This window comes from Mesorhizobium helmanticense, from assembly GCF_003034915.1.
Classification (GTDB): domain Bacteria; phylum Pseudomonadota; class Alphaproteobacteria; order Rhizobiales; family Rhizobiaceae; genus Mesorhizobium; species Mesorhizobium helmanticense.
The window spans coordinates 125885-150177 of sequence record NZ_PZJX01000045.1 but is presented as its reverse complement, the minus strand read 5'-3'; the positions used below and the strand labels follow the sequence as shown (position 1 = coordinate 150177).

Sequence of the window (24293 nt, the reverse complement as noted above, 5' to 3'; positions counted from 1 at the left end):
ATCAGGCCGGTGGACTTGCCAGCCGGCCCGCAATCGGGGAGAGCATTGTCGGGGTGCTGCGAAAAGCGAAACAGCCGATGATGCTTGAACTGAGCGCGGACGACCAATCGATGCTGCAGGGCGAGCACGGCCCCGCAGCTGCTGCCGCCATGAAGATCCTGGTCGCGTTCTCCAACGCAGTCGGCGCGCCGAAGCTGCTCGATATTTCTGGCGCCCATATCGACGGTTGCCTCTATCACGGCAAGGCCGGTCTCGATTTCGTCGAGAGGCTGGTCGAGGGCAACGGTCGCGTCCTTGTGCCGACGACGCTGAACGTCGGCTCGTTCGATCTCATCCATCCCGGCATGGTGAAGATGCCGGCTGCGCAAGAGGCGCCGGCGCGGCGGCTGATGAAGGCGCATCTGGAACTCGGCTGCCAGGCGACCTTCACCTGCGCGCCCTATCAGACGCGGTTCCGACCGGGCTTCGGCGAGCAGATCGCCTGGGGTGAATCCAACGCCATCGTGTTCGCCAATTCGGTGATCGGCGCGCGGACCAACCGCTATGGCGATTTCATCGACCTGTGCTGCGCCATGACCGGGCGAGCGCCGTCCTGGGGGCTGCACCTGAGCGAAAACCGGCGCGGTCAAATCCTGTTTGAGCTGACCGGCGCTTTCGAACCGAGCGACGCCCTGTTCGTCGGCGTCGGACTGATCATCGGGCGAGCGAGTGGCGACCGCATCCCGGTGATTTCAGGCCTGCCGCAACCGCGCGACGAGGACCAGCTGAAGGCATTGGGTGCGGCAGCGGCAACGACGGGCGCCGTGGCGCTGTTCCATGCGGTGAGCATAACGCCGGAAGCGAACACAATCGACGAGGCGTTTCACGGCATGGCGCCGGACGAGACGATCCGCATCACGCGCGCTGACATCGACCACGCGCTGGCAAAACTGTCGAGCGTACCCGACGGCGCGCCGCTGGCGGCGGTGTCGCTCGGCACGCCGCATTTCTCGCATGAGGAATGGATGCGGCTGTTGCCGCTGCTGCGCGAGCTTGCGCCGAGCAGGGGCATCCCGATCTATGTCAATACCGGACGTGCCACGCTGACACGATTGCAGGACGAGGGCGCGCTGGCCGGCATGGAGGCGTTCGGCCTGATTCCGGTTGCCGACACCTGCACCTATGTCACCGCCATCATTGAGCGTCTCGACGGCGTGGTGATGACCAATTCCGGCAAATGGGCGCATTACGCGCCCGGCAATATCGGCGTGTCCGTTGCCTTCGCCGACATAAGGGATTGCATCCGTTCGGCAGCGGTGGGCCATGTCTTGCGGAGCGTGTCATGACGAGGCGTGTCGGACGCACCGGCATTTTCCAGCTGGCCGGCTCGGCGCAGGGCTCGGCGCTGGTGCTTTCGCAACCACTCAGCTTCTGGGGCGGCATCGACGCCGAAACGGGCGACATCATCGACCATTCGCATCCTGGCCTTGGCGAAAACGTCGCCGGCAAGATCCTGGTGATGCCGAGCGGGCGGGGCTCGTCCTCCTCGTCCTCGGTTCTGGCCGAGGCGATCCGCAGGGGCACCGCGCCGGCCGGCATCCTCATGGAACGGCCGGATCCGATCCTTGCCGTCGGCGCGATCGTCGCAGAATTCCTCTATGGTATGAGTGTGCCGCTGGTCGTCTGCGACATATCCGGCATTGTCTCGGGCCATAGGATCGCGATCGGCCTCGGCGAGGATGCCCGGGCGATCATCAGGATCTAACCCGCCATAAGCCCGGCCGCGCCCCGCCGCCAATAGGCGGCCGCCAGCGTCTCGTCGCGGCCGAGCCCCAGTGTGCCGCGCCAGTGTTCGCGAACGATTTTCGCGGCAGCGGCTTCGGCGGCGAACCAGCCGAAGGCCGAACCGATGTGGGGCCATGCCACAGACTGGACGGCATCGGCGAGCCGCTGGTCTTCGCCCGCCGGCACGCCGTTTCTCGAAAGCCAGTGCAGCTCGATGCCGGTGGCATTGTCGATGGGTTGCTTTTCGGCCTCGTCGGCGATCTCGACGAAGGCCACGCCCTTGGTCTCGTCGGGCAGCGTCTCCAACAGCCGCGCCAGCGCCGGCAGGCCGGTTTCATCGGCACCCAGCACATACCATGACGCTGGCCGCACCGGACGGCCTACCGGCCCCATGATGCCGACCTTCATGCCGGGTGCCGCCTGCATTGCCCAGGCGGCGCCGACGCTCTCGCCGGGATGGACGAGGAAGTCGACATCGATGACGCCGTTGGCCACGTCGAGCGCGCGGATGGTGTAAACGCGCGCCACCGGACGCCTGTCGTCCGAAGGCCAGACCGGCAGACCATTGCTGCCGAGCATGGGCCAGAGCGGATCGGGCACTTCGCTGGTCGGGAACAGCATGCGGATGTGCATGCCGCAGAATTTCGCGAAACGCTCCAGATCCTCGCCAGCAAAGCGGATACGGCGCATATGCGGGGTGAGGTCGCGAACGTCAGTCACGGTCATCTCGCGAAACTGGGCGAGGCGGGTCTCGTCAGCGAGATCGCCGGTCCAGACGATCTCCGGGTTTTCTTCCCTGGCATAGACCTGGATCGCGGTGGCCAGAAGGTCCTTGATGCGGGCAAGGCCGTCGCGGTCGGCGGCATTGGCCCGCATCACCTGTTTCTCCATATCGAAGGAGGCGCCGCCGAAGGCGAAGCGGAAGTCGATCCGCTGCCCATCACGTGAAGCGTCGGCCTCGAAGCTCTGCAGCCTGTCGCTGATACGATCCATATAATGCGGCAGATGCCGCAGGTTCAGGCGCGCCTCGCAGGCCAGTCCGCTCACCGGTGCCTCGCCCACGCTCAACCTCCGATCCTGCCGGTCAGCGCCAGTTTGAAGGTGCGGCCCTTGCCCTGTTCCGTTGCCGCCGACGTCGACCATGCGCTTTGCGGGTCGGTGTAGGCGGTGTCGAAGACGTTATCGACGGCGAAATCGAGCCTGGCGTGGTCGTTGATGCGCCAGTTGGCGAAGACATTGACCAGGTCAAAGCCGTCATTGACCACCGGCACGGCGTTCGGATTGGTGCGGCTTGTCCGGGTGATCTTGCCGACGCTCAGATATTGCGCACCGACGGTGAGCTGGTCTTCCAGCATCCGGAAGCCGATGGTGGCCGAGAAGCGGTCGAGCGGCGTGTTGTTCAGCGCCTGGCCGGAATAAACGCCGCTGACGATCTTGGCGTCGATCAGCGCGCCTGCAAGGTTCACGAAGCCCCAGCCATAGTCATAGACGGCCTCGGCCTCGATACCCCTAAGCCGCGCATCGCCGATGTTGATCGCCGTGCGCGGCAATACGGTCAGGTCGACGTCGATATAGTCCTCGATATCGGTGTGGAAGACGTTGACCTTGGCGCGCAGCCGGTCGCCTGATGTCAGCACATCGTCATACTTCAGGTTGACGCCGGCCTCCCAGTTCTTCGCCGTTTCGGGCTGGAGCAGCAGATTGGGCTGGTAGGTGTCACCCGAGCCATGCGCACCGCCGCCGCGATAAACGTCCTGCAAGCCTGGCGCCCGGTAGCCTTCGGAATAGGTGCCGTAGAGCTGAAAGCCTTCGAGCGGCGTCACGCCTACGGTGAGGCGCGGCGACCATCGGTTGCCGGAGATCGAGGCTTGCTCCGGCGGCACGGTGTTGGTCTCGCCGTCGAGCTGGTAGCCGTCATAGCGCATGGCGGCGATGAGCTGCAGCCAGTTCTCATAGTCGCCCTGCCATTGCAGGAAGCCGCCATAGCCTTGCTGCTCGCCGGCGCCGAAATGCGCGGCTTCCGACGAGGCCTCCAGATAGTAGTAGTCGAGACCGTAGGTCAGCGTGTGGGCCATCTCCCAGGCGTCGAAGCGCGAGGAGTTCTTCACGTTGAAGCCGGTCGTGGCGACGTCGTAGTAGCGGAAATTGCCGATCGCGGAAATCGGCCAGACCTGCGTCTGCTCGGCGCGCGTGCGGTTGTGGTAGGCATTGGCGCTGAAGTCGATCAGCTCATTGTCATCAGGCTTCCAGGTATAGGCTGCCGTGTAGGTCTGGTTGGTGGTGTTGGTGTCGTAGCGGCTGAGTGTCGGCGAGGTTGAACCGCTCGAGCCGGTGATCTGGTCGTTGTAGCGCTGCAGGATGGCGCCAAGCTTCAGCTCGTGGCCGTCGGCCGGCCGCAGCGTCGCCTTCATATAGCCGCTGGTGATGCTTTCGCCGGTCCACGGTACGATATCGCCATTGCCGTCGGTGTAGCTGTCGCGGTCGCGGTAGATGAGGTTGCCGATGATGTCGGCGTCTTCGCTGAAGCGATAGGCGCCGGTGGTGCTGGTGGTGAAGCCGTCGCCATTGTCCTCATAGCCGAGCTTCTCGCTCAGCGCCCAGCGCTCCTCCGGCTTGAGGAAGTCGCCGGCATCCTTGGTCTCGAAGGAGACGACGCCGCCGATGCCGCCGGAACCATAGGCGTTGGACACCGGGCCGCGAATGACGGTGGCTTCCTTGATCAGGTCGGGCTCGACATAGAACGACCCAGAACCGTGGCCGACGCGCCAGTAATCCTGGCGGGCGCCGTCGAGGGTGACGACGACGCGGCCATACTGCTCCAGCCCGCGAATGTTGATGGCGGTCGCCGGATCGTCGCCGTTCATCGAGGCGGCGACACCAGGTGTGGTGCGGAAGATGTCGGCGGCGGTGTCCGGCTGGATGCGATCGAGCTCTTCCTGATCGATGGCACTGATGGCAGCCATCGATTCGATCACCGCCGTCTTGATCATCGTCGCCGAGATGGTGATGACATCGAGCATAGTCGCCGGCTGGTCCTGCGCGGCGTTGGCCGGCGCCAGACGGCCGGTCTTGGCGGCGCCCTTCTTTTCCTGTTCCTGCGCCTTGGCCTGCGGCGCGGCGCACAAGCCCAGCGCGAAGGCGAGCGCGGTGCTCGCCATCAAGGTCGTGTTGTTTGTTCGTCTCATGTGATCCCAGCCCCCAAGCAAAGCAAAACTGCTGGCGGTGGCTGAGCGGCCTTGGCTGGCATGATGGAAATCCCTCGACCGATCGGTCAGGGCATGGGTGACATATTAAAACATGATGACATGAGTCAACTTTAAATTTATAGGCCACGCCATTGGCGAAAGCATCCTGGACAGGAGTGAACGGCATGATCGGCAGTGAGGGCAGGTGGATGCACTGGTTTCAACCGGGGGGGATCGCGATGGTGCTCATTCTTGCGCTGTCCGTCCTGGCGCCTTCCTGCGGCTTCAAGGCGCTGGCCGCCGAGACCATTGTGGATGCGCTTGGGCGCACCGTCACGCCGGGGCCGGCGACGAGAATCCTGACACTTGGCTCCGACGTCACCGAGATCGTGCATGCGCTTGGCGCCGGCGAGCGAATCATTGCTGTCGATCGCGGCAGCAAATATCCAGCATCGGTCATCCAAAAACCCAATGTCGGCTACCGCCGCCAGCTTTCGGTCGAGGGGTTGGCCGGTCTGCGCCCCGATCTGATCCTGGCCGCCGAGGACAGCGGGCCGCCCGAAGCGGTCGAGGTGCTGAAGTCGCTGGCAATCCCGATCGTCTTCATCCCCGAGGACAACAGTCCGCAAGGCATCGAACGCAAGATCACGCTGATCGCAGCGTCGCTCGGGTACGAGGACAAGGGCAGGGTGGTCTCCGCCGAGGTGCTTAGCGCGTTTCAAACGGCCACCGATCTTGCGTCGAAAGTTGCGCCGGAGCGCCGCAAGAAGGTGGTGTTCTTCCACGGCCTGGTGCGGCTGAGCGCGGCCGGCGCCGGCACGGCGGCCGATGCGATCATCCGCTATGCCGGCGGCATCAATCCGATGGAGGTCGTGAAGGGCTACAAGCCGGCATCGGAGGAGAAGCTGATCGAAATGGCGCCCGACGTCATCTTGATGATGAGCGACGGCAAGGGCGGACCGACCGCCGAGCAGGTGTTCGGAACGCGCGCGCTGAGTGCCACGCCGGCGGCGCAGAACAAAGCGCTGATCGTGCTCGACGGCGCCTATATGATCGGCTTTGGCCCGCGCACCGCCGATGCGATCCGCGACCTGGCGCAGGCGCTGTATCCGGAGGTGGCGGACGAGGATTAGGAGACGCGCTTATGACTCCACAGCCGTGCTCTGGCGCGGCTTCTCTTGGAACCTGTGCTCAGATCTCCGGAATGCTTTCCCTGAAGATCACCTGCAGCCGCGGCTGGTGCAGTTCGTAGGGCAAGCCCCTGACGGCATGGGTCAGGATATTGAGCGCCTCGCGGGCCTCGACGCGCGGGTTCTGGTCGATCACGGCGTCCAGCGTGCCGTCGAGCAGAAGGTCCTTGGTGCCCTCCGTCACCTCGTGGCCTAGGAAGACCGTAGACAGCGCGCGGCCGCGCTCCTTCAGCGCCCTGGCAATGCCGGTATTGCCGGCGCCGACATTGTAGATCGCGGCCAGATCCGGATGCCGTTCCAGCAGGGCCGACGCTTCCGAATAGGCCTTCTCCCGATCGTCGAGCATTTCGCGCATCTCGACGATCTCGAGATTGGGGGATTCCTCCGTCAGGATATGGCGGAAGCCCATCTCGCGTTCCTCATGGCCACGATAGGACAGCGAGCCGGCGAACAGCGCCACCTTGCCAGGGTGCCCGGCGCCCATGAAGCGATTGAGCAGATAACCGGCGAGCCGGCCGGCGGCGCGGTTGTCGATACCGATATAGGCAACCCTCGGCACATGCAGAATGTCGGAGGCGATGGTTACGACCTTGACGCCGCTGGCCGAGAGCGAGCGGATCGCCTCGCGGACCGTCGGATGGTCGAGCGCGATAACGCCGACACCTTGCGTCTGGCCGTGCAGATCGTGCAGCAGTCGGGCAAGCCGATCCGGATTGAAGCCTTCGATCGTGGCGACGCGGACATCGAGATCGGGTCGCGATTGCGCCTGCGCCTCGATATGCCGGTGCAGCATCTTGATGAAGGAATTGGTGCCGGCGGGCAGCGCAAAGTCAAGCCGTATGACAGCGCCGGGCAAGGTGGGGCGCTGGATCGGGCTGTTCGAGTTCTCAGCGATGTAGCCAAGCCGCTGCGCCATCTCGAGCACGATCTCGCGCGTGCGCGCCCGCACGCCCGGACGGTTGTTCAGCACACGGTCAACCGTGGCGGCGGAGACGCCAGCTTCGCGGGCTATGTCTGTCAGGGTGGACCGCACAGTCGACTACCTCATTGCAAGCATCAAAATCGCGCAGATTTCCTTCCAAGCCGGAGAACGGCTCGTCGCCGGCAGCGATTCTGATGGGAAATGATGTAACCGGCCTTGGCCGATGCGCAAGCCGCCGGGCTAAACCAAATCGCCAGCCAGCGTGGAAAAGAGCTTGATCGGTGTTGAATTCCCTCAAATCCAAGCAATGGGTGCGATGTGGGAACCTCGACAGACTGCATTCTCTCCCTCATTTGCGATATTGTGACGTGTTTTGATTATTTATGATGTTGACAGGCTTCCTACACTGCCGTCAATATCCATCATAAGGGCCGTGGAGGAACAGGGCCTGAGGGAGGACTTTAAATGTCAAATTTGATCCGCATGTCGCGGCGCCGTTTGCTGGCGTCCGGTGGAAAGGCGGCCGTATTCGTGGCCGCTGCAGGTATTGCCCCGCAATTCATCCGTCCAGGTCGTGCCTATGCCGCCGATGCGCTGGCGCCGGGTATGATCGGCGGTCCGACGGGCTTCGACGGCTCGGAGCGCTATCAGTATGGCCCCGACACCCCGGAAGGTCGCGCCATCGAGGCGGCCAAGGCGATGAAAGGCGCCGGCAAGGCGCCGGCCAAGATCGTGCTTGGCCTGTCCGACGGTTCGATCGGCCAGTTGACGCAGCCTTTCCCCGCCGGCGCACCCTCGATCAAGGATCTGTGGGAAAAGGAAACCGGCATTCCGCTCGAGATCGTCGGCGTGCCGAACGGCCAGGAATTCACCAAGACAATGCAGGACATTTCCACCAAGGGTGGGGCCTATGACATCTATGCGGTCGAGTGGAACCGCCTCGGCGACCTCGCCGAGACCGGCGGTATCCTCAAGCTCGACGACTTCGTCGCCCAGCACAAGCCGGAGTGGGACGATCCCGAACGCGGCTATGTCAACGGCGCCAAGGGGGTGTCGCTGCTCAACCAGTATCGCGGCTCGACCTATGGCGTGTCGCTGGACGGCGATTTCCAGACCTGGGTCTATCGTACTGATCTGTTCGGCGACGAGGCCGAGCAGAAGGCCTTCAAGGATAAATACGGCTACGAGCTTGCGCCGCCGAAGACCTGGAAGCAGCATGGCGATATCGCGGCCTTCTTCCAGCGTCCGGACAAGGGCCTGTTCGGCTCGACCGATCTGCGCAACCAGGGCTGGGGCTATACCAACTGGTACCAGCGCTATGTCTCCATGGCCTCGCCCAACCAGTTCCTGTTCGACGAAACCGGCAAGCCGCTGATCAATTCGGAGCAGGGCATCGCGGCAACGACGGAATATGTCGAGTCGCTCGCTCATCATTCGCCGGATGCGATTTCGTGGGGCTGGCCGGAGCAGTATGGCAATTTCGCCAAGGGCGGTGCCGCCATGACCTGCGCCTTCTCCAACCTGCCGAAATTCCTCGACAATGCCGGCAACAAGGATTCGCAGGTCACCGGCAAGATCGGCTCGATGCTGCCGCCTGGCCGCGAGATCGACGGCAAGCTGATCAGCCGTTCGGTGTTGTGGCTCAATCTGTCGGCCTCGGTGTCCTCGCAGGCCAAGCATCCGGAGGCCTGCTACCTCTTCCTGCAATGGCTGGGATCGAGCCGCATCTATGCCTGGATGACGGCCAATCCGGGCGGCTATTTCGATCCGTTCCGGCTGTCGGATTTCTCCGACCCGCTGGTCCGCCAGACCTATCACGCCTACCACATGGACGTGGTGCGCGAGACGGTCGCCCGCACCGTGCCGACCATCAACTATCCCGGCGCCACCGCCTTCCACAATGCGCTCGACGAGAACCTCGTCGCGGCACTGACCAAGGCCAAGACCGCCGAACAGGCGATGGCCGACACCGAGGCCGAGTGGAAGAAGATCGCGCGGCGCACCGGCGAGGAAAAGCTTCTCGAAGCCATCAAGACCAACAAGGAGGCATGGCCCACCGTTCTCGATCCGATCAGCTGATCCTTCTCCCAGGATCGCAATGGAGGGGAGGAGTGATTGCTCTTCCCCTCCGCAACGATCAATCCAGCAAAGCTGCAAGATGAAGCGCTCCGTTCCCTTCGAGATATTCCGCTATGCCGCCATCCTCGCGGCCATGGCGGTGACGCTGGTGCCGATCCTGTGGATGGTGTCGATGGCGTTCAAGCCGATCGCGGAATGGTCGGCGACCGGCGCCGACCTGACCTGGTGGCCGAAGAACCCGACGCTCGGCAATTTCCAGTTCGTCTTCGGTGAATCGACCAACAATCTGATCGTCGCGCTCGACCGCACCGCGCTGAAGCCGATCCTGTCGTCGCTGCTGTCGGCCACGTTCGGCACGGTGATCGCCATGTCGGCCGGCACGGCCGCAGCTTACGGGCTGTCGCGCTTCGGCTCTGGCCAGAACCTGCCGCTGGCGCTGATCCAGCTGCGCCTGTTTCCGCCGATGGCGGTGATGACGCCGGTGATGATCATGTGGGCTTTCCTCAATTTCACCGACAGCTGGTGGGGACTGTCGCTGATCTACGGCATTGTCACGCTACCTTTCGCCTTCTGGCTGATGAAGACCTTCTTCGACGACATGCCGCGCGAGATCGAGGAGGCGGCATTGGTCGAGGGCTGTTCGCGATGGCGCGTCTTCACCCGCATCACGCTGCCGATGATGCGCGCGCCGCTGGCAAGTGCGGCACTTTTCGTCTTCATCCTCAACTGGTCGGACTATCTGATCGCGCTGCTTTTGACGACGCGCGAATGGGTGACGATCCCGGTCTACATGGCCTCGCTATCTTCCTCGATGACCGGGCAGCTCTACGGCGCCAAGGCAGCGCTGGGCCTCATTGCCGCGGTGCCGCCGGTCATCATGGGCATCGCCATCCAGCGCCATCTGGTGCGCGGGCTGACCTTCGGGGCGCTCAAGCAATGAGCGCGGCGACCGCGACGATTTCGGAGGACGTGATGAGGACCGTCCAGGCAAAGCCGGCCTTGCGGGACGAAGGCGCAAAGCTCGGCTTCCGGCTGACGCTGCCGGCACAGATCCTGGTGCTGTTCATCGCCGTCTTCCCGCTGCTGATGCAGCTCTACATCAGCCTGACCGACTGGTCGCCGCTGTCGGGCACCGGCTGGTGGAACGCCTGGTCGATGTGGAACAATTTCGCCAATTACACAGACCTTGCCGTCGATGCACGCTTCTGGAGCGCGCTGAGGCGCACGGCCATCGTTATGATCGTTTGCGTGCCCGTCGAGTTCCTGCTCGGGCTGGCGCTGGCGACGCTGTTTGCCGACGAGTTTCCCGGCAAACGCATCTTCTATTCGATCCTGCTGATGCCGATGATGGTGGTGCCGGCTGTGGCCGGCTACATGTTCTTCATGCTGTTCCAGTCGGGCGGCCCGGTGAACGACCTTTTGTCGGCAATATCGGGCATGCCGGTCACCATCGCCTGGCTCTCCGACCCGACGCTGGCGCTGATCGCGGTGATGGTCGCCGACATCTGGCAGTGGACGCCGTTGATGTTTCTCATCCTGCTTGCCGGCTTGGTCGGCGTGCCCGAAGACCAGATCAAGGCAGCGACGCTGCTCGGCGCCAATCCCTGGCAGCGCTTCATCACCATTGTGCTGCCGAAGATGAAGACGATTGTCATCATCGCGCTCGCCATCCGGATGATCGAGAACTTCAAGATCTTCGACACGCTCTACATCATGACCGGCGGTGGTCCCGGCGTCGCCACCGAGACGATCTCCGTCTACATCTACAAGCTCACCACGCAGGACCTGATCTGGGGCTATGTCGCGGCGATCGCGCTGGCCATATTGATCGTGCTGTCGATCGCCGCGGTCTTTGCGATGAAGCGCATGGCCCGGGCGCGGGAGGTGCCCGCATGAGCGCCATCCATCTGCAAAACCTGGTCAAGAAATTCGGCGACTTCACCGCATTGAAGACGATGGATCTCGCCATCGCCGACGGCGAGTTCATGGCGTTGCTTGGGCCATCTGGCTGCGGCAAGTCGACGACGATGAACATGATTGCCGGCATGGAAGAGCCAACCAGCGGCAAGATCCTGTTTGGCGAACGTGACATGGAAGGCGTGCCGATGGGGCGGCGCGGCGTCGGTTTCGTCTTCCAGAACTATGCGATCTTCACCCATATGACGGTGCGCCAGAACCTCGCCTATGGGCCCAGGATGCGCGGCGCGGCGAAAGCCGAGATCGACCGCCGCGTCGGCGCCATCGCCGAAATGCTGCAACTGACGCCGCTACTCGACCGCAAGGCCGACCGGCTGTCGGTCAACATCTTGCAACGCGTGGCGATCGGCCGTTCGGCGATCATGGAGCCGGCGATCTTCCTGCTGGACGAACCGCTCTCCAATGTCGACGCAGCCTTCCGGGCGGTCATGCGCACCGAACTGAAGCAGTTGCAGCGCCAGTTCAAGCAGACCATGGTCTATGTCACCCACGACCAGCTCGAAGCCATGACCATGGCCGACCGCATCGCGGTGATGGACCACGGCGTCTTGCAGCAAGTCGGCACGCCGTTCGAGGTCTACAACAATCCGGCCAATGTCTTCGTCGCCCGCTTCATCGGGTCGCCGGGCATGAACCTGCTGAAGGGCCGACCGGCCGAAAGCGACCGTGGCCTGGTTGTCGATCTCGGTCCGCTGGGCGTCACGCCACCCCTGCCGGATGCGATTGCTCCGGCGGTGAGGGCTGCGCGCGCAGATGTGCTCTACGGCTTCCGGCCGGAGCAGGTGGCTGTCTCCGACCGCGGCCTGTCGATGCCGGTGAGCTTCGTCGAGCGGATCGGCGCGCGTACCATCGTTCATCTTGGCGAGAGTGAGAGCGCGGTCAAAGCGGTGTTCGAAAACGATGTCGGGCTGGCGATCGGCCAGACCGCGATCGTCGCTCCGGCCGAGTCCTCGGTGCGCGTCTTCGATGCCGCTACCGGCCAAGCGATCAAGGCGGGCTGAGCCATGGCCAATATCGTCTTCAGCAATGTGACGAAACGCTATGGCGGCACGCTCGCCGTCGACGATGCCTCGTTCACCGTCAACGACAATGAATTCTTCTGCTTCTTCGGGCCGCCGCTGTCGGGCAAGTCGACGCTGCTGCGCCTGATACTCGGGCTGGAGGCTCCTGATACGGGCGAGATCCTGATCGGCGGCAGGCCTGTGAATGGCGTGTCGCCGGCCGAGCGCAACGTCGCCATGGTGTTCCAGAACCTGGCGCTGTTCCCGCATATGAGCGCGCTGGAGAATGTGCGCTTTCCCTTGGTCGAACGCAGGGTCGCCGGGGCCGAGATCGAAAAGCGCGTCGCCGATGTCGCGGCCAAGCTGCATATCGGCCATATACTGCACAAGCCGCCGGCGCAGCTTTCGGGCGGCGAGCGGCAGCGCGTGGCAATCGCGCGTGCGCTGGTGCGCGATCCCGCCGCCTATCTGATGGACGATCCGATCTCGGCGCTCGACGCCAGATTGCGCGAGGAAACGCGCGTCGAGCTGAAGCGTATCCAGCGCGAGCTAGGCAAGACGCTGGTCTATGTCACGCATGACCAGGAAGAGGCGATGTCGGTCGCCGATCGCATCGCCATACTGGAGAATGGCAGGATCAGACAGATCGGTGCTCCGGCCGAGATCTATGACCGGCCTGCCAGCACCTATGTGGCGCGCATGCTCGGCTCGCCGATGATGAACATACTGAAATCGGTGCGCGGCGAGGGCGGCGTCGAGGCGGCGGACGGCACGATCCGCATCGCCGACAAGGCCGCTCCGGCCGATGCCATGGAGATCGGGCTGAGGCCCGAGGACATCAAGGTCCGACCCTGGTCGGACGATGGACGCGCGGGTGCAGGCCGCCCGGCGCGGGTGTTCGAGGTCGAGCCGCTCGGCGGCTACACCGTGGTGACCCTTGCTGCCGGGCAGGCGCGCCTGAGGGCGCTGCTGCGTGGTCAGCCCGACATCAGGCCGGACGCCGTGGTGGCGATATCCTGCGAGCCCGCCCGCGTGCATTATTTCGGGCAAAGCGGGGGAGCGCTGGCACGATGACGGCGGCCGTAAGAAACGAGCTTCGGGAGGAAGAGATGGCGAGCAAAGGTTTCGAGCCGGACGTCAAGATCCGTACGAAAGGATACAAGATCGGCTGCGTCGGCGCCGGCATGATCATGGCCGAGTGCCATCTGGCGGCCTACAAGGAGGCCGGCTTTCCAGTGGTGGCGATCGCCTCGCGCACCAAGGCCAGCGCCGAAAAGGTGGCGAAGCGCTGGGGCATCCCAACCGTCCACGACACGCCGGAACAACTGATCGAGGACAGAAATGTCGAGATCATCGACCTGGCCTTTCCGCCCGACCAGCAGCCGGCGCTGATCCGCCATGCACTGAAGCAGAAGCATATCAAGGCGATCCTGGCGCAGAAGCCGCTGGCGCTGTCGCTGAAGGACGCAATCGAACTGCGCGACGAGGCGGCCAGGGCCGGCAAGATCCTCTCGGTCAACCAGAACATGCGCTACGACCAGTCGATGCGGGTGCTGAAGCAGATCATGGAGAGCGGCGCGCTGGGCGACGTCGTCTTCGCGCAGATCGACATGCACGCGATCCCGCACTGGCAGACCTTCCTGGAGGAATACGACAGGCTGACGCTCGCCAATATGAGCGTGCACCATCTCGACGTGCTGCGGTTCCTGTTCGGCGATCCGGACGAGATCACGACGCTGACCCGCAAGGATCCGCGTACGAAGTTCGATCATTCCGACGGCATCACCGTGTCGACTATGCGTTTTCCCTCAGGCGTGCTCGCCGTGTCGCTGGAGGATGTCTGGTCGGGTCCGCGCCAGGATGGCTACAAGGACGACCAGCACATCAACTGGCGTGTCGATGGCACGAAGGGAGTCGCCAAGGGCACGATCGGCTGGCCGACAGGCTCCGCCTCGACGCTGACCTACGCCTCGACCGAGACAACGGACGGGAAATGGGTGACGCCAAGCTGGGACACGATGTGGTTCCCGCATGCTTTCATCGGCGTCATGGAGCAACTCCAGCATGCGGTGAAGACGGGTGAGCCGCCGGCACTCTCCGTCGCCGACAACGTCAAGACCATGGCCCTGATCGAAGCGGGTTACCGCTCGATCGAGAAGGGCCGCACGGTCAAGCTTTCCGAAATCTCGACAAACTGAATCACCAGCAACTCGAATCGCTTACAGGGAGGAATTCACACCATGATGCAGGCAGGTATCTTTACGGGCTATTTCCCGTACGGCCTCAAGGAAACCGCGGAGAAGATCCGCGCGCTCGATTTCAACACGGTGCAGCTCGACCTGCATTTTAAAGATGTCGACCTGTCTGCCGGGCAGATCACCAAGGACAAGGCGAGACAAGTCCGCGACGTCTTCCGCGACCACAATCTGCCGGTGTGCTGCGTGTCGGGCTACACCAACATCATCCATCCGGACAAGGCAGAGCGCGAGAAGCGCGTCGGCTATCTCAAAGAGATCATTCGCAACGCCCGCCATTTCGGCTCGCCTTACGTGATTTCGGAAACCGGCACCTACAACACCGAGTCCGACTGGGTGCACCACCCCAAGAACAAGACCGAGGAAGGCTTCGAGGAATGCCGCAAGGTGATCGCCGACCTTGCCCAGACGGCCTATGACCACGGCGCGGTGTTCCTGCTCGAAACCTATGTCAACAATGTCGTCGGCTCGGTCGAGGAGACGGTGAAGATGTTCGCGCAGGTCGACCATCCCGGTCTCGGCCTCTTGATGGACCCGACCAATTATTTCGAGACGCACAACATCGACAGGATGGACCAGATACTGAACCAGGTGTTCGACACGCTGACCGACAAGATCAAAATCGCCCACGCCAAGGACGTCAAGCGCTCGGGCGGCGACAAGTCGGAGAAGCACGCCGACATCGGCGACGAGGATGCGCTCGAGAGCCATACTTTCCGTGGCGTCGGCGAGATCGAGCTGCCGGCGCCTGGTCTCGGTTCGCTGAATTACGACCTCTATCTGCAGCGGCTGGCCGAGAAGCATCCGAACATCCCGGTCATCATCGAGCATCTTTCGGAAGACGATGTGCCGCGCGCCAAGAAATTCCTCGACGGCAAGTTCCGCGCCAACGGCCTTTGACGGGAGGTCTGCGTCGCCGCGTTGCGGCGGCGCTTGTTCGGGAGGAAGCAGCAATGGAGGAAACGAAATGTTGAAATTCGGATTGAAACTGGCGGCGGCCGCGACTGTATTCGCCGGCGTCGCGTTCGGCTCACAGGCATTGGCGCAGGACGGCCAGAAGACGTTCTATTTGCTGTCGCATGGCGGCCCGTCGGATGCGTTCTGGCTCGATTGGAATGCCGGTGCCACCAAGGCCTGCGACCAGCTCAAGGTGACCTGCAAGATCTCCTTTAGCGGCGGCGACATGGCGGCGCAGAAGGAAGCGTTCAACTCGGCCCTTGCGGCCAAGCCCGACGGCATCGCCACCACCTCGGCGCAGCCCGGCCTGTGGACGGAGGAGGTCAAGGCGGCCAAGGCTGCCGGCATCCCGATCGTGTTCTTCAACACCGACGATCCGGCGACCGGGCGGCAGGCCTATGTCGGCGCTGACCTCAAGGAGGCCGGCGTTATCTGGGCCAAATATCTGGTCGACCACAAGATGGTGAAGCAGGGCGACAAGGTGTTCCTGCCGGTCGAAGTGCCGGGAGCCAGCTACCAGCAGCTCGAGACCGAAGGCATCGCCAGCGTATTCGATCCGCTCGGCATCAAATACGACGTCGTTGATTGCGGCACCGATCCGGCCGGCATCATCGCCAAGATGACCGACTATATGGTGGCCAACAATCCGCCGGCGATCATCGCGCTCGGTGATTCCGTGGCGGCCAGCGTCAAGCGCGTGTTCGACGGCGCCGGCGTGCCCGCCGGCAAGATTCCGGTAGTCGGCTGGGGCAATTCCAAGGAGACCGCGGAAGCCGTCAAGGCCGGCTTCGTTAACGCGGCTGCCTGGCAGTTTCCGTCGGCGCAAGGCTTCATGCCGGTCGCCTTGCTCGGGCTCGCCGCCTCGGGTGAGCCGATCGGCTACGACATCCACACGTTCAGCCTCTACGACGCGACGAGCGTCGAACCGATCCTGAAACTCTACAACAAGTGATGGAAACTGACGCCCGCCGCGCAGGCGGCGGGCGTCGCTCTGACGTATGGTTCAAGCAGTCATGACTATTGCCGCTGAAGAGGAAATGCCCGGGGCCAAGCGCAGGTCGAGCCTGATCCGCTCGCCGCAATTCTCCTCGCTCATCATCCTCATCGTGCTGCTGGCGGTGTTCGCCATCGCCGACGCCAATTTCCTGTCGCCGCTCAACATCTCCAACATGATGGCGTTCCTGCCGGAACTCGGCATCATCGCGCTCGGTATGACGCTGCTTCTCACGGCAGGCGAATTCGACCTGTCGGTCGGCGCCGTTTTCGGCCTGGCGCCGGTGGTGGTCATGCTGCTGGTGCAGAATGGCGAGGTCAGCATCGGTGTCGCGCTGCTCGCCGGGCTCATTCTGTGCGTGGCGATCGGGGCGATCAACGGCCTCATCGTCACCAAGATCGGCATTTCTTCCTTCCTGGTCACGCTGTCGATGCTGCTCGTGGTGCGAGGTGCCGCGCTCTACATCACGCAGGGGTTTCCGCTGAAATCCTGGGACCAGCCCGGCTTCTTCGTCACACTGCTTGCGGGCAGCTTCAATATCGGCTCGTTCCGCTTCTACACCTCGCTGTGGTGGTTCGTCGGCCTGTCGCTGCTGGCCATCTACATTCTGCGCTACGCCAAGCTCGGCAACTGGATCAGCGCCATCGGCTCCAATCGCAACGCGGCGGTGGCGCGTGGCGTGCCGGCCGATGCGGTCAAGATCTGGCTGTTCATTCTGACCTCGGTGCTGGCGGGTCTGGCCGGTATGATCAGCGCCTTCCGCATCTCGGCTGCCTCGCCGGTGGCCGGCACCGGCTACGAGCTCGAAGTGATCGCCATGGTGGTGGTCGGCGGCACGGCGCTGACCGGCGGGCGCGGCACCATCCTTGGCACGATCGTCGGTGCGCTGATGCTGCGCGCCATCCGCAACGGCATCGTGCTGATCGGCGTGCCGGGGCTTGCCTACAACATCTTCGTCGGCGTCATCATCCTCGCCATGCTCATCCTGCACGCTCTGCTGCAGAAAAACGCAGCAAGGAGCTGACCGATGGTCCAGGAAGTGCTCAGGTTACAGAATCTGCAAAAGTCCTTCGGCAGCGTCCGTGCCCTGAAGAGCGCGTCCTTCACGCTCAATGAGGGCGAAGTGGTAGCCTTGCTGGGCGACAATGGCGCCGGCAAATCCACGCTGATCAAGGCGATCTCCGGCGTGTTTCCCGTCGACCGCGGCGACATCTATGTCCGGGGACAGAAGGTGTCCATCCGCTCGACGCGCGACGCGATGGATCTCGGCATCGAGACCATCCACCAGGACACGTCGCTGGCGGCGGATCTCAGCATCGCGCGCAATCTTTTCCTCGGCCGCGAGCCGGTCAATCTGAAATGGCTGGGCGTGTTCGCGCCGCTCGCTCTCGCCAAATTGCGCAATGCCGCTTCGGCGCTTTTGAAGCGCGTCGGCATTTCGAAAAAGCTCGACGCCGACGCGCTGGTCTCGACGCTTTCGGGCGGTGAGCGCCAGTCGATCGCCATTTCGCGGGCCATGCAGTTCGCCGCTAAGGTCATCATCCTCGACGAGCCGACCAACAATCTCGGCGTCGAGGAAACCCATGGCGTGCTGCGCTTCGTCAAGGAGGTGCGCGATGCCGGCCATTCGGTGCTGTTGATCACCCACAATATCCACCACGTCTTCCAGGTCGCCGACCGCATCATCGTCATGCGACGCGGCGAGATCGTCGCCGAGCAGACGGTCGCCGATACCGACCTGCTGACCGTGGAAAGCATCATCACTGGCGCCGACATGTCGGCCCTGCTGCGAGAGACGAGAACAAAGTGATGGCCGTCACATGGTAGAGCTTTACGGCAGGACGCTATCGCGCCGGCAGGTTTCGGAACGCTCCGGCATGCTGTCGCAATTTGCCGGGGTGCGCCTGATGACGCTTGGCGACGGCCTTGAGCGCGGCATCCGCATGCTGGAGTTCCGCACCGGCTCGGGATTGCGGTTCACGGCACTCGTCGACCGGGCGCTCGATATCGCTGATTGCGATTATAGGGGCCAGGCGATCGGCTGGCATTCGCCGAGCGGTTTTCGCCATCCCGGCCTGCATGAGTATGAGGGCGAGGAGGGGCTGGCCTGGGCGCGGTCGTTTTCGGGCCTGCTGCTCACTTGCGGCCTCGACCACATCCTTGTCATGAACGAGGTGCCGGCCGACAGCTACAATTATCCGCCGAAGAAGACGGTGCGCCATTCGCTGCACGGCCGTATCAGCACCATTCCGGCCAGATTGACCGGGTATGGCGAGGCCTGGGATGGCGATCGCTGCGTCCTATGGGCCGAGGCCATCGTCCAGCAATCGACGGTGTTCGGCGAGGATCTGCATCTGCTGCGGCGGATCGAGGCCGATGTCGGCGGCAACGAGATCCGGCTGTCGGACCGTGTCGTCAATCACGGCTTCAACCGCACGCCGCATATGTACTTTTACCACATCAATGTCAGCCATCCCGTGCTCGACGAAGGATCGCGCTATCTGGCGCCGATCCGGGATGTTGTGTGGGCAGGACATGCCGGCGACCGCTACGAGGCGCAGAAGGTCGGTTACCGCACGATGCCGGCACCGCAATTGGGTTTCCAGGAGCAGGTCTGGCAGCATGAGCTTGGCGCCGACGCCAAGGGCGAGGTACCGGTGGCGGTGGTTAACGATCGCCTTGGCCTCGGGCTTGAAGTCGTCACCCGCAAGGACCAGTTGCCTTGTGCCTATGAGTGGCAGAACTTCCAGGCCGGACAGTATGCGCTGGGGATAGAACCCTCGACGCATCATGTGCTTGGCAATCTGGCCGCCCGCGAACGCGGCGAGATGATCTGGCTGGAGCACGGCGAGAGCCGCTCCTACGATGCTGTGTTCCGCGTTCTGAACGGCGCTGACGAGATTACCGCGGCGGAGCGCCGGATCGCCGGCATCGCCAGGCAGCCGCAGCAGGACTATCCGCAGCCGTCAGGCAATTTTCCGGTGCTCGGTGGCAGGTCGTGATGGTGATGAAGACGATGCAAAAAAACACCAGTTGCGAGGTTGGCCGGAGCGGGGAGGGCTCGCAGCCATCAGGATTTGGAGGTCACAATGGCTGACAAGATAAAGCGCGATTACAGCCTGGTCGGCGAAAGCACGCGCAGGGCAATCGAAACCGGACTGGCCTCGGCCGAATGGTATCACACCGATGTCCCCCGCAAGGTGATGAAGGAATTGATGCAGCGCTCCGACGGTCCAGCGATCCGCGACACGATTATCTGGATTGTGGCCATTCTGGGTTCGGCCGCTGGCGGGATTTATTTCTGGGGTAGCTGGTGGTGCGTGCCGTTCTTCTTCGTCTACGGCGTGCTCTACGGCTCCTCCAGCGACTCGCGCTGGCACGAATGCGGCCATGGCACTGCCTTTCGCACGCGCTGGATGAACGATGTGGTCTACCAGATCGCCAGCTTCATGCTGATGCGCAACCCGGTGACCTGGCGCTGGAGCCATGCCCGCCACCATACCGACACGATCATCGTCGGGCGCGACGCCGAGATCGCGGTGATGCGGCCGCCGGACCTGCTGCGTGCAGCACTTGCCTTCATAGGCATCCTCGATTTCCGCTATTCGCTGCCGACATTGGTGCGCAACGCGTTCGGCAAGATCTCGCCCGACGAGAGAAGCTTCATTCCGGAGATGGAGCTGCCGAAGGTCGTCACCGCCGCGCGCTGGCATATCGCCATCTATGTCGTGACGATAGCACTCGCCCTCTATATGTGGTCGTTCCTGCCGCTGATGCTGATCGGCCTGCCGCGCCTCTACGGCAGCTGGCACATGGTGATGACCGGTCTGCTGCAGCATATCGGCCTTGCCGACAATGTCGTGGACCACCGGCTCAACACCCGCACCGTATACATGAATCCAATCAGCCGGTTCATCTACTGGAACATGAACTACCATGTCGAACATCACATGTTCCCGATGGTGCCCTATCACGCGCTGCCCAGGCTGCACGAGCTGATCAAGCACGATTTGCCCGTGCCGAACCCGTCGACCTGGCATGCCTATCGTGAGGTCTGGCCAGTCCTGCTGAAGCAGCTCAAGTACGAGGACCACTTCCTCAAGCGCGAGCTGCCGCCGACGGCACGGCCCTATCGCGGCGAGTTCCACGAGGTGAACATGTCGGCGGCCGCGGAATAGGTTGCGCGGAAGCAGTGATTCAGGAGATAGAGATGGCCGATTGGGTGGAGGTATGCGCTGTGGACGATGTCGAGGAAGAGGACGTCATTCGCTTCGATTACGGTGGCCGCACCTTTGCGATCTACCGTTCGCCGGACGACGAGTTCTTCGCCACGGACGGGTTTTGCACCCATGAGAAGGCGCATCTGGCCGACGGGCTGGTCATGGACGACATAATTGAATGCCCGAAGCACAATGGCCGTTTCAACTACAAGACCGGCCAGGCCAAGGGGGCGCCCGTCTGCGTCAATCTGATGACCTACCCGGTAAAGGTCGAGGCCGGCAAGGTGCTGATCCAGATCGGCTGAGCCACTTCACAGCAATCACAAGGGGATAAAAAACGATGAGCCGGAAAAGACCCACGATCGCTGACCTGCGCGCCATCAAGGGCAAGCGGCAATTGACGATGCTGCGCGTGCTGACGATGGACGAGGCCGAGGCGGCCGAGCGGGCCGGCGTCGATATCGTCTCGGTGCCACCGGAGCTGGTGCTCAACCCTGAGTACCGCGATGCCGCGCCCAGCCTGTTCACCATGCCGGGGGACAATTTCTACGAGATCGGCACATCAGACGACTTTGTCCGCTGGGCGTTCCGGCTCTACAAGGCCGGCGCTGATGCGGTCTATTGCAGCGCCGGCTACGCCACCATCAAGCGGATGGCTGACGACGCCATTCCGGTGATCGGCCATGTCGGGCTCATTCCATCCCGCGCGACCTGGACCGGCGGCTTCAAGGCGGTCGGCAAGACCGCCGACACCGCCATGCAGATATTCGAGGCTGTCAAGCAACTGGAGATCGCCGGTGCTGTTGGCGCCGAGATCGAAGTGGTGCCGGTCGAGGTGGCCAAGGCAATCTCGGAGCGCACTTCTTTGATCATGCTGTCGATGGGGGCCGGCACTGGCTGCGACGCGCAATATCTGTTCGCCGACGACATACTCGGCCAGAACCGCGGCCACATGCCCCGCCATTCGAAGGTCTACCGCAATTTCGCCGCCGAGTATGATCGCCTGCAAGCCGAACGCGTCGCCGCATTCTCCGAATATGTCGCCGACGTCAACAGCGGCGCCTACCCGGAAGACAGGCACATCGTGCACATGGACCCCAACGAACTCAGCCTGTTCATGAAGAAGGTCGGCGCGGGCTGAGCGCCCCTACGTTGTTGCCCGTCGGTCGCTGCTACGCCTGCCAGGCGCCGCCGGCGAGCGAGGCGTAAAGCGGTTCGGCATCCGGTCCGAGGGGCCTGTCTTCCCTAAGGCTCGATACGTGCGCGCGCACAGCGGCATGGATCGCGCTTGTTCCCGGCGCCAGCACCAAACCGTCACGCAGATCGACGGCCTGTGCCGCGGCCATCAGCTCGAAGGCGATCAGCCGCCGCCACAGCACGATCATCTCGGCGCACTTCGCAACCGCCAGCGGCGTTTGCGTGGCATGGTCCTCGACGCCTTCCGAGACGGGCAAGAAGTCAAGCATCACCGGATTGGCCTTGTGGCGGATGCTGGCCAGGATCGCCGCCACAGTCTTTTGCAAGGGCACGAAACCGGCCGAGGCGCCGCCGACCGGCGACAGATATTTAGGCAGCCCGTTGCGGCTGGAGCCGGTAAGCTGGATGAAGCGGGCGGCGCAAGCCGCTGCACATTGGGCGATGGCGAGGCCGAGCGTCTCGAAGGCGAGCGCCAGCGACGCAGTGTGGAAATTACCGGTCGACAGCACCATGCCGTCGTCGCCGAGCACCAGCGGATTGTCGGCGGCGGCATTGAGTTCGATCTCGACGGCACGCTTTGCCTGACCGATCGCCTCGATCAGCGCGCCGTGGATCGACGGCATGCAGCGGATCGATAGCGGATCCTGCAGGGTCTTCGGCGTCAGCGTCTCTTCGCGCGCCAGTAGATCGCGTTGCGATTTTGCGGCCTGTTGCTGGCCGGCAGCAGGTCGCGCCGTTTGCAGCCGCGGATCGAGGATTGTGCGATTGGCGCCGAGCGCTTCCATGGTCAGCGCGCCGGCCTGCTGTTGCTGCGCGAGGGCGGACAGTGCGTCGGCCACAGCCAACGCGCCGCTGCCAGTGGAAACGGCGGACGCGTTGATCAGCGAAAGCCCGTCCTTGGGCGCAAGGCTTACGGGCACCAGGCGCGCCATCATCAGCGCTTTGCCCGCCGGCATGCGCCGGCCCTGGTAGTCGGCTTCGCCTTCGCCGATCAACACGCGTGCGATCGCGGTCATCAGCACCAGATCACCGGCGCCGATCGAGCCCAGCGACGGCATCACCGGATGGACGCCGGCATTGAGCGCCTGGACCAGCCCGTCAAACACGGCAGGCGACAGGCCGGAGCCGCCGGCCGACAGCATCGCAGCCCGGGCGAACATCGTTGCCCGCACGGTCTCCACCGGCAGTACTTCGCCAACCGCGCCGCTGCGTCCCTCCAGGAGTTGGCGCTGGAACGCGCTGGCGTCGCCCTCCACCGAAGTGCCGAGGTTGGCGCCGAGCCCGGTGTTGAGCCCGTAGATCTGCTGGCCGGAAGCGGCGACCCGATCGAGCACCTTTCGCGCTTTGTCGAGCCGCTCCATGACGTCGGGTACGACGTCCACTTTCCGCGCGTCGCGGGCGACCGAGGTGACATCCTCGACGCTGACACCGGCGCCGGTCAGGACGAGCGCGCTCATGCGAAGCGCAGTCTCTGGCCAATGCCTTGTGTCTGCGCCTTGGCCAGCATTGCCTTGCCGAGCGCGATGTCGGACAGCGACAGGCCGCGATGCCAGAACAGGATGGTCTCGCCGTCGCTTTGACGCCCGCTCTTGAGGCCGGCGGCGATCTGTCCGAGTTCGGCGTGCAGTGTCTGTTCGCTCAGTCGTCCGGTCTCGACATGGGCACGCAGCGAGCCGAACTTGCCGCCCTTGCACTGGCCCCAGTCGTCGACGACGATCTTTTGCATGATATCGGTCAAGGACAGCTCCACCGCGCTCATCGTGCCATATGGCACCACCAGCGCGCCGGGCTTGATCCATTCGGTTTTGAGCAGCGGCTGCGGTTCGGGCAAGCGCGAGGCCTCGACGACGATGTCGGCGCCCTCGACACAGCTTTTCCAGTCGGCAACCGCCGTGACCTTCTTGCCGAGGTCGGCCGCAAGCTTCGCGGCAAAACCGTCGCGGCTTTCCGGCCGGCGCGAATGGACGCGGATCTCGTCGAAGTCGAAGAGATGGTCGAGCAGGCGCACATTCCAATAGGCGGTGCCGCGCGCGCCGATATGGCCAAGCACCTTCGACGTCTTCTTCGCCAGATGTTTAGCGCCGATGGCGGTGACGGCGCCGGTGCGCATATCGGTGATGACGGTGGCGTCGAGTATGGCGCGCGGCGTGCCGGTGCGCGGATCGAACAAATTGAGGATGCCGAATTCCGACGGCAGGCCGTGCAAATAGTTGTCGACATAGTCGCCGACGATCTTGACGCCGGCCGCATCCAACGGCGCGACGTAGCCGCGCAAGACATTGAAATGGCCGTGGAAGGACGGGTCCGGCTCGAGATGGACGCGCGGCTCGATCACCGTCTGGCCGTTGCCCTGCGCCACCAGGCCGGCTTCGACCGCAGCGATGATCTCGGCATCGGTCATTGCAAGGGCTTCGATGTCGAGGGCGTTGAGGTAGTCGATGTAGATTGGTTTCATGCGTGCGCGGTTTCCAAGGAGGCCCCAGCCATCCCATAACAGGCCGCGACGCGACACGAAAGTTTGTTGGTCCTTCTCTGGACGAAGCGCCCAAATG

22 protein-coding genes are annotated in these 24293 nt (G+C 63.4%); 17 read left to right on the top strand and 5 right to left on the bottom strand.

Annotated elements, in window-relative coordinates:
- The first annotated feature begins 77 nt into the window (after positions 1-77).
- Both C9427_RS24675 and C9427_RS24670 read left to right on the top strand, forming a co-directional pair.
- Positions 78-1325, top strand: coding sequence for an aconitase X (locus tag C9427_RS24675; protein ID WP_107651675.1), 1248 nt, complete (start codon positions 78-80; stop codon positions 1323-1325).
- The gene (locus C9427_RS24670) at positions 1322-1744 is read left to right on the top strand and encodes an aconitase X swivel domain-containing protein (RefSeq protein ID WP_107651674.1); all 423 of its coding nucleotides are present in this window, start codon (positions 1322-1324) and stop codon (positions 1742-1744) included. Before C9427_RS24675 ends, C9427_RS24670 begins: the two co-directional genes overlap by 4 nt.
- Here the strand turns inward: C9427_RS24670 and C9427_RS24665 are convergent.
- Together C9427_RS24665 and C9427_RS24660 are read right to left on the bottom strand one after the other, a co-directional pair.
- Positions 1741-2826, bottom strand: coding sequence for a siderophore-interacting protein (locus C9427_RS24665; RefSeq protein ID WP_107651673.1), 1086 nt, complete (start codon positions 2824-2826; stop codon positions 1741-1743). The two genes, C9427_RS24670 and C9427_RS24665, sit on opposite strands and share 4 nt — an antisense overlap.
- A gap of 2 nt (positions 2827-2828) precedes the next feature.
- Positions 2829-4949: a TonB-dependent hemoglobin/transferrin/lactoferrin family receptor gene (locus C9427_RS24660; protein ID WP_107651672.1), complete on the bottom strand. Its 2121-nt coding sequence runs from the start codon at positions 4947-4949 to the stop codon at positions 2829-2831.
- 239 nt (positions 4950-5188) lie between these two features.
- Here C9427_RS24660 and C9427_RS24655 point away from each other — a divergent pair, with 239 nt between their 5' ends.
- Entirely contained in the window at positions 5189-6082 is an 894-nt protein-coding gene (locus C9427_RS24655; protein WP_245437163.1) for a heme/hemin ABC transporter substrate-binding protein, read from the top strand.
- A gap of 58 nt (positions 6083-6140) precedes the next feature.
- Here C9427_RS24655 and C9427_RS24650 read toward each other — a convergent pair whose 3' ends face one another.
- Complete coding sequence (locus tag C9427_RS24650; protein ID WP_107651670.1) at positions 6141-7172, bottom strand: LacI family DNA-binding transcriptional regulator; 1032 nt, start codon at positions 7170-7172, stop codon at positions 6141-6143.
- Between the two features lie 354 nt (positions 7173-7526).
- On the opposite strand from C9427_RS24650, the gene C9427_RS24645 reads away from it, so the two are divergent.
- The 14 genes from C9427_RS24645 to C9427_RS24580 all read left to right on the top strand — a co-directional run bounded on the left by C9427_RS24645 (position 7527) and on the right by C9427_RS24580 (position 21685).
- Positions 7527-9140: an extracellular solute-binding protein gene (locus C9427_RS24645; protein ID WP_107651669.1), complete on the top strand. Its 1614-nt coding sequence runs from the start codon at positions 7527-7529 to the stop codon at positions 9138-9140.
- Between the two features lie 79 nt (positions 9141-9219).
- Positions 9220-10080, top strand: coding sequence for a carbohydrate ABC transporter permease (locus tag C9427_RS24640; RefSeq protein WP_107651668.1), 861 nt, complete (start codon positions 9220-9222; stop codon positions 10078-10080).
- Positions 10077-11036 (top strand): carbohydrate ABC transporter permease, encoded by a 960-nt coding sequence (locus C9427_RS24635; protein WP_107651667.1) that lies wholly within the window; start codon positions 10077-10079, stop codon positions 11034-11036. Before C9427_RS24640 ends, C9427_RS24635 begins: the two co-directional genes overlap by 4 nt.
- Positions 11033-12118 (top strand): ABC transporter ATP-binding protein, encoded by a 1086-nt coding sequence (locus tag C9427_RS24630; RefSeq protein ID WP_107651666.1) that lies wholly within the window; start codon positions 11033-11035, stop codon positions 12116-12118. Before C9427_RS24635 ends, C9427_RS24630 begins: the two co-directional genes overlap by 4 nt.
- 3 nt (positions 12119-12121) lie before the next feature.
- On the top strand, positions 12122-13192 hold the full coding sequence (locus C9427_RS24625; protein ID WP_107651665.1) for an ABC transporter ATP-binding protein: 1071 nt from the start codon (positions 12122-12124) through the stop codon (positions 13190-13192).
- A gap of 35 nt (positions 13193-13227) precedes the next feature.
- Complete coding sequence (locus C9427_RS24620; protein ID WP_107651703.1) at positions 13228-14316, top strand: Gfo/Idh/MocA family protein; 1089 nt, start codon at positions 13228-13230, stop codon at positions 14314-14316.
- Between the two features lie 42 nt (positions 14317-14358).
- Positions 14359-15273, top strand: a complete 915-nt coding sequence (locus C9427_RS24615) for a sugar phosphate isomerase/epimerase family protein (RefSeq protein WP_008876802.1) — start codon at positions 14359-14361, stop codon at positions 15271-15273.
- Between the two features lie 67 nt (positions 15274-15340).
- Positions 15341-16282, top strand: a complete 942-nt coding sequence (locus C9427_RS24610) for a sugar ABC transporter substrate-binding protein (RefSeq protein WP_107651664.1) — start codon at positions 15341-15343, stop codon at positions 16280-16282.
- Positions 16283-16343: 61 nt separating this feature from the next.
- A complete protein-coding gene (locus C9427_RS24605; protein ID WP_245437162.1) occupies positions 16344-17348 on the top strand; it encodes an ABC transporter permease in 1005 nt (334 codons plus the stop codon).
- A gap of 3 nt (positions 17349-17351) precedes the next feature.
- Positions 17352-18134, top strand: a complete 783-nt coding sequence (locus tag C9427_RS24600; RefSeq protein ID WP_107651662.1) for an ATP-binding cassette domain-containing protein — start codon at positions 17352-17354, stop codon at positions 18132-18134.
- Between the two features lie 10 nt (positions 18135-18144).
- On the top strand, positions 18145-19326 hold the full coding sequence (locus C9427_RS24595) for an aldose 1-epimerase family protein (RefSeq protein ID WP_107651661.1): 1182 nt from the start codon (positions 18145-18147) through the stop codon (positions 19324-19326).
- Positions 19327-19413: 87 nt separating this feature from the next.
- On the top strand, positions 19414-20502 hold the full coding sequence (locus C9427_RS24590) for a fatty acid desaturase family protein (RefSeq protein ID WP_107651660.1): 1089 nt from the start codon (positions 19414-19416) through the stop codon (positions 20500-20502).
- Positions 20503-20534: 32 nt separating this feature from the next.
- Positions 20535-20849, top strand: coding sequence for a MocE family 2Fe-2S type ferredoxin (locus tag C9427_RS24585; protein ID WP_107651659.1), 315 nt, complete (start codon positions 20535-20537; stop codon positions 20847-20849).
- 35 nt (positions 20850-20884) lie between these two features.
- Entirely contained in the window at positions 20885-21685 is an 801-nt protein-coding gene (locus C9427_RS24580) for a 3-methyl-2-oxobutanoate hydroxymethyltransferase (RefSeq protein ID WP_107651658.1), read from the top strand.
- A 31-nt stretch (positions 21686-21716) separates the two neighbouring features.
- Here C9427_RS24580 and C9427_RS24575 read toward each other — a convergent pair whose 3' ends face one another.
- Together C9427_RS24575 and C9427_RS24570 are read right to left on the bottom strand one after the other, a co-directional pair.
- Complete coding sequence (locus C9427_RS24575; RefSeq protein WP_107651657.1) at positions 21717-23198, bottom strand: HAL/PAL/TAL family ammonia-lyase; 1482 nt, start codon at positions 23196-23198, stop codon at positions 21717-21719.
- Positions 23195-24196, bottom strand: coding sequence for an ornithine cyclodeaminase family protein (locus tag C9427_RS24570; RefSeq protein WP_107651656.1), 1002 nt, complete (start codon positions 24194-24196; stop codon positions 23195-23197). Before C9427_RS24570 ends, C9427_RS24575 begins: the two co-directional genes overlap by 4 nt.
- Positions 24197-24293: the final 97 nt, after the last annotated feature.